Source organism: Klebsiella sp. Ech2A, assembly GCF_030078455.1.
GTDB classification, from domain to species: Bacteria; Pseudomonadota; Gammaproteobacteria; order Enterobacterales; family Enterobacteriaceae; genus Klebsiella; species Klebsiella terrigena.
In genome coordinates this window covers 1-6,080 of sequence record NZ_JAQGFU010000237.1, presented here as the reverse complement: position 1 = coordinate 6,080, position 6,080 = coordinate 1, and the positions used below count along the sequence as shown (strand labels likewise).

Annotated in this window: 6 protein-coding genes and 1 pseudogene; 3 read left to right on the top strand and 4 right to left on the bottom strand. The window is 58.1% G+C overall.

Going from position 1 to position 6,080, the window contains the following annotated elements; all coding sequences use genetic code 11:
- On the top strand, window positions 1-700 hold a 700-nt coding region (locus PFH44_RS24140), incomplete at its 5' end, for an ATP-binding cassette domain-containing protein (protein ID WP_283826397.1).
- 3 nt (window positions 701-703) lie between these two features.
- On the opposite strand, the gene PFH44_RS24135 is transcribed toward PFH44_RS24140, so the two are convergent.
- The 3 genes from PFH44_RS24135 to rsuA form a co-directional block, all read right to left on the bottom strand.
- Window positions 704-1,048, bottom strand: coding sequence for a YejG family protein (locus PFH44_RS24135; protein ID WP_041147706.1), 345 nt, complete (start codon window positions 1,046-1,048; stop codon window positions 704-706).
- A 329-nt stretch (window positions 1,049-1,377) separates the two neighbouring features.
- Window positions 1,378-2,574, bottom strand: coding sequence for a Bcr/CflA family multidrug efflux MFS transporter (locus PFH44_RS24130; RefSeq protein WP_283826396.1), 1,197 nt, complete (start codon window positions 2,572-2,574; stop codon window positions 1,378-1,380).
- Window positions 2,571-3,290 carry a 16S rRNA pseudouridine(516) synthase RsuA gene (gene rsuA / locus PFH44_RS24125; protein ID WP_045855922.1) on the bottom strand — a complete coding sequence of 240 codons (720 nt, stop codon included), beginning with the start codon at window positions 3,288-3,290 and terminating at the stop codon, window positions 2,571-2,573. The genes PFH44_RS24130 and rsuA overlap by 4 nt, the downstream gene beginning before the upstream one ends.
- A gap of 147 nt (window positions 3,291-3,437) precedes the next feature.
- Between rsuA and PFH44_RS24120 the strand changes: the two genes are divergently transcribed.
- Window positions 3,438-5,195, top strand: a complete 1,758-nt coding sequence (locus PFH44_RS24120; protein ID WP_283826395.1) for a DEAD/DEAH box helicase — start codon at window positions 3,438-3,440, stop codon at window positions 5,193-5,195.
- 137 nt (window positions 5,196-5,332) lie between these two features.
- Entirely contained in the window at window positions 5,333-5,617 is a 285-nt protein-coding gene (gene rplY, locus PFH44_RS24115) for a 50S ribosomal protein L25 (protein WP_045855925.1), read from the top strand.
- Window positions 5,618-5,674: 57 nt separating this feature from the next.
- On the opposite strand, the pseudogene PFH44_RS24110 reads toward rplY, so the two are convergent.
- Window positions 5,675-6,080 (bottom strand): annotated as a pseudogene (locus PFH44_RS24110) (LysR family transcriptional regulator); the annotation flags it as partial.

The following is a 6,080-nucleotide window of genomic DNA, read 5'->3' as shown; positions in this document are numbered from 1 at the left end:
GCATAATCGGGTGGTTAACTCCCTGAGCTTTCAGCTACGCGCGGGGGAAACCCTGGGCCTGGTGGGCGAATCGGGTTCCGGCAAAAGCACCACCGGGCTGGCGCTACTGCGCCTGATTGCCTCCGAGGGGACCATTGCCTTTGATGGCCAAACGCTGCAGGGCCGCAGCCGTCGGCAGATGCTGCCGCTGCGCCGCCGGATGCAGGTCGTGTTTCAGGATCCGAACTCGTCGCTGAACCCGCGGCTAAACGTTTTGCAAATTATTGAGGAAGGGCTGCGCGTCCACCAGCCGACGCTCGCGGCCGCCGGGCGCGAGCAGGCGGTTATTCAGGTGATGCAGGAGGTGGGGCTGGACCCGCAAACGCGCCTGCGCTACCCGGCCGAGTTTTCCGGCGGCCAGCGGCAGCGTATCGCCATCGCCCGGGCGCTGATCGTTAAGCCTCAGCTTATCGTCCTGGATGAGCCGACCTCTTCTCTGGATAAGACCGTACAGGCGCAAATCTTAGCCTTGCTGAAAGCTTTACAGCAAAAGCACCAGCTGGCCTATATTTTTATCAGCCACGATCTGCGCGTCGTGCGAACGCTATGCCATCAGGTGATGGTTCTGCGGCAAGGAGAGGTGGTCGAACAGGGAGAGTGCGAGCGCGTATTTACCGCTCCGCAGCAGGAGTATACCCGCCAGCTGCTGGCGCTGAGCTGACGGTCAGAACGGGTTGTTACCGGAGAAGGGTTCGGCAATGGCTACGCCGAAATTTTTCAGCCGACAGGTGGCGGCAAACTCATCCTGCATGTTGACGAACAGGCACGGCTCCCCTTCACACTCAACGATGGAGCAGTCGACTTCGATGTCGCTGAGCGCCTGGCTAAGCTTATGCATTACCGGCCACGCTTTCTCGCCGTCCGGGCTGAGTAATTTCAGCGCCACGAGGCTATTCTCGCTCTGCGCGCCGTTTTGCGGAATCGGTTCAACTCTTGAACCCGCAAAACCGGCCAGCCAGCGATAGCTTTGCGGCAGTCGGTGTACGATAGAGAGTTGTTGTGTATTCACCTGGTTTTCCCCGGAAGCAAATGCTTCACAATAAATTTACATCAATATTAACACATTGTTGACAAATAGTCCTGTACCAGCGTGGAAAACGTTTACACCGGCGTGTGCCAGGGTTAACCGCTTATTATCCAGAACCTTATAGTTTCGCTGCGGAACCGATCGGGGCTATATGTACCCGTTTCTGTGATCCAAAACAACTTTTTTATCGCAACATTGCGACTTTTTACACTAATTGATTTTACATAAAAGAAACAAATAGCAGAATAACGAAGCCCGCCGCGGTTGATATGCATCAAAAAAGGGGCTGAATTAGCCCCCTTAAATGCGATTCAAAGCGCGACTTTTCGCCGCCGGCTGGCGTAGAGGTAGAAGAGAATGGAGCTGCTGGCGCAGAACGCGATAGAGATCAGCATCGGCCAGGCGGTGGTGAAGGTTGCCATCGACAGCAGCGCCCCGACAATCGCGCCGATGCCGAAGCGGAAGGTTCCCGCCAGCGAAGAGGCCGTCCCGGCCATATGCGGGAACTCATCGAGAATGACCGCCATCGCGTTCGAGGAGACCATCGACACGCAGCCGATAAACGCGGCCACGCCGAACACCAGCGCCCAGAAGCCGACATCAAACAGCGCGCAGACCACCATCCACACGGCCATCGCGAACTGGATCCACAGCCCGGCGCGGAACATATTCAGCGCCCCAATCCGCCGGACGAAGCGGCTGTTTATCATGGTCATGACGAACAGGAAGGCCACGTTGAGCGCAAAATAGTAGCCGAAGTGCTGCGGCGAGACGTGGTTAATCTTGATGTAAACAAACGGGCCGGCGCTAAGAAATGAGAACATCCCGGCAAAGCTGAAGCCGCTCGCCAGCATATAGCTCAGCACGCGCTTGTGGCGGAACAGGATGGCAAAGTTGCCGAGGGTCGTGCGAATGTGGAACTTCTGCCGCCGCTCCGGCGGCAGAGTCTCGCTAATGAAGAACGCGATCATTGCCGAAGCCAGCAGCGCCGCCACCGCAAGGATCCAGAATATCGCATGCCAGCTGAACCACACCAGCACCGCCCCGCCCACCATCGGCGCGACCAGCGGAGCGATGGTGGTGACCAGCATCACGAACGACATCATCCGCGAAAACTCTTCTTTCGGATAAATATCGCGCATCAGGGCGTTAATCACCACGCTCGCCGCCGCCGCCGCGAGGCCGTGGAAGAAGCGCATGGTGATCAGCATTTCGATGGTCTGCGACAGCGCGCAGGCCACCGCGGCGGCGGCAAAAATCAGCGTCCCCCCGAGGATAACCGGCTTACGGCCGATGCTGTCTGCCATCGGGCCGTACAGCAGCTGGCCAAAAGCAAAGCCCAGAATATAGGTACTGAGCGTCATCTGCGCGCTGCCGTCCGGCACGTTAAACTGCGCCGAGATCACCGGCAGAGCCGGGAGATACATATCGATCGACAGCGGCATAAGCATGGCCAGCAGGCCAAGAATAAACACAATCCCCAGGGAAGAATTCTGCTTTGCCGTCACGTTTTACTCCGCGCATGCTGAACGCCAACGCTGGCAATCTCTTCTTCCGTCAGCGGGCGATACTCGCCGGGCGCCAGAGAGTCGTCCATGGCGATCGCGCCGATTCGTTCACGATGCAGGCCGACAACGTGGTTGCCCACGGCGGCAAACATCCGCTTAACCTGATGGTAGCGCCCTTCGCTGATGGTCAGCCGGACTTCCGTCGGGGTAATGACTTCGAGAACCGCCGGCCGGGTCAGCTCTTTTTCATTGTGTAGCTGAACGCCCTGCGCGAACTGCTCTGCGGTGTTTTCAGCGACCGGGTTTTCCAGCGTCACCAGATAGGTCTTTTCGCAGTGGTGGCGCGGAGAGGTGATACGGTGCGACCACTGGCCGTCGTCGGTCATCAGCACCAGGCCGGTGGTGTCGATATCCAGACGCCCTGCGGCATGCAGCTTGTGCGCCACCGGCACGTCAAGAAAATAGAGCACCGTGGGGTGATCCGGATCGTCGGTAGAACAGACGTAACCCTGCGGCTTGTTAAGCATAAAGTAGCGCGGGCCATTCTGCTGGGTAAGCGTATTACCGTCATACTCAACGTCATGCTCCGGCTGGAGCTTGAACGAAGCGTCTTTCACGATTTCACCATCCACCAGAACGCGGCTGCTGCGGATTTCACGTCCGGCAATAGCCCTACTGACGCCAAGTTGCTGAGCGATAAACTTATCAAGTCGCATGAGATTTTTTTAGCCTGTAATAATGCTGGAGCGGGCAAGCGCCCGAAAAAGAAGAAATTCATTGGCTAGTATAACGGGCTCTTAACGCCACTCAAGGGAAAAGATTCGTGGCATACTATTTGCGAGTTAATTAACGCCTGTGAAGCCATGAATTTTACACTACGCCCCTACCAAAAAGAGGCGGTCGATGCCACCTTAGCCTGGTTTCGTCGCCACCATGAGCCCGCCGCTATCGTCCTGCCAACCGGGGCAGGCAAAAGCCTGGTCATTGCCGAACTGGCGCGCCTCGCCCGCGGACGCGTGCTGGTTCTGGCGCACGTCAAAGAGCTGGTGGCGCAAAACCACGCTAAATATCTTGCCCTTGGGCTGGAAGCCGATATTTTTGCCGCAGGGCTGAAGCGGAAAGAGAGCCACGGTAAGGTGGTTTTCGGCAGCGTGCAGTCGGTTGCCCGCAATCTCGAGCAGTTCCAGGGGGAGTTTTCGCTGCTGATCGTCGATGAGTGCCACCGCATCAGCGATGACGACGATAGCCAGTACCAGCAAATTATCACCCACCTGCGGCAGGTCAATCCGCAGCTGCGCCTGCTTGGGCTCACCGCCACGCCGTTTCGCCTCGGCAAGGGCTGGATTTATCAGTTCCATTATCATGGCATGGTGCGCGGCGACGAGAAGGCGCTGTTTCGCGACTGCATCTATGAACTGCCGCTGCGCTACATGATTAAACACGGCTATCTGACGCCGCCGGAGCGGCTCGATATGCCGGTAGTGCAGTACGATTTCAGCCGCCTTCAGGCGCAGAGCAACGGCCTGTTCAGCGAGGCCGAACTCAATCACGAGCTGAAAAAACAGCAGCGCATTACGCCGCATATCGTCAGCCAGATTGTTGAGTTTGCCCAGACGCGAAAAGGGGTGATGATTTTCGCCTCCACGGTGGAGCACGCGCGGGAAATCACCGGTCTGCTGCCCGCAGGCGAGGCCGAAGTGATTACCGGCGAAACGCCGGGCCCGCAGCGCGACCGCATTATTGAATCGTTTAAAGCCCAGCAATACCGCTATCTGGTCAACGTGGCGGTGCTGACCACCGGCTTTGATGCCCCGCATGTCGATCTCATCGCCATTCTGCGCCCGACCGAGTCGGTCAGCCTCTACCAGCAGATCGTCGGTCGCGGCCTGCGCCTGGCGCCGGGAAAAACCGACTGCCTGATCCTCGACTATGCCGGTAACCCGCACGACCTTTACGCGCCCGAAGTCGGGACGCCTAAAGGTAAGAGCGACAACGTGCCGGTGCAGGTCTTCTGCCCGGCCTGCGGTTTTGCCAATACCTTCTGGGGCAAAACCACCGCCGACGGCACGCTGATCGAACATTTTGGCCGCCGCTGTCAGGGCTGGTTCGAGGATGATGACGGCCATCGCGAGCAGTGCGGCTTTCGTTTTCGCTTTAAGAACTGCCCGCAGTGTAATGCGGAGAACGATATCGCCGCCCGCCGCTGCCGCGAGTGCGACACGATCCTCGTCGATCCCGATGATATGCTGAAGGCGGCGCTGAAGCTTAAGGACGCGCTGGTGCTGCGCTGCAGCGGCATGGATCTGCAGCACGGCGCCGACGATAAAGGCCCGTGGCTGAAAATTACCTACTACGATGAAGACGGCGCCGACGTCAGCGAGCGCTTCCGCCTGCAGACGCCCGCCCAGCGCACCGCGTTTGAACAGCTGTTTATTCGCCCACACCCCCGCACGCCCGGCGTGCCGCTGCGCTGGATAACCGCCGCCGATATCCTTGCTCAGCGGGCGCTGCTGCGCCATCCGGACTTTGTCGTCGCCCGCATGAAGGGGCAATACTGGCAGGTGCGGGAGAAAATGTTCGACTACCAGGGACGCTTCCGCCGGGCCAACGAACTGCGCTAATCGGCATTGAGACTGAGGTTTTGATTGCCGTAATAATCTCAGGCGGCTATAATGCCGCCCGCTTTTGCATTCGCAAAGCAGATCATCTGCCTGCTGCTGGGTCGCCTGTAGCAGGATTTAAATATAGAGAGACATCAATGTTTACTATCGACGCAGAAGTACGTAAAGAGCAGGGTAAGGGTGCGAGCCGCCGCCTGCGTGCAGCTAACAAATTCCCGGCCATCATTTATGGCGGCGAAGCTGCTCCGGTAGCTATTGAGCTGGACCAGGACAAAGTGTGGAACATTCAGAGCAAAGCTGAGTTCTACGGTGAAGTTCTGACCATCGTTATCGATGGCAAAGAAGAGAAAGTTAAGGTTCAGGCTGTTCAGCGTCACCCGTTCAAGCCAAAACTGTCTCACATCGACTTCGTTCGCGCTTAATAGCCGATAGCAGTTGTTGTATGAAGCGCCCCGGTCCGCAAGGTCCGGGGCGTTTTGTTATGTGCTTTGCGCCCACAGGGCCGGCGCTAAATCGATAACCGTCTTCAGATCCTGGTGTTTGTTCATGCCCGGCTGCCAGAGCATCACCATCGTGACGTTCAGCCCCTGACTGCCGACCTCGGTGTCGATTTTACTCACCCCATCCCAGCGCTGCGCCTGAAGGTGATCGGCCAAAAATCCCCAGCCCTGCCCCTGCTGCATGGCGTGACGCAGCAGCGTGATTTCATTCATATACTGCGTATGGCCGGAGATCTGCAGCCGGCGGGCAATCTGATCGTCAGAGCGGCGATGCATCACCAGCTGCGGCACTAGCGCCAGGTTCAGCAGCGTCAGCGGCCGCGCATAGCCGGCAAACAGCCGCTCTGCGGCATAAAATCCCAGCTCAACGGTCCCCAGCGCCCGC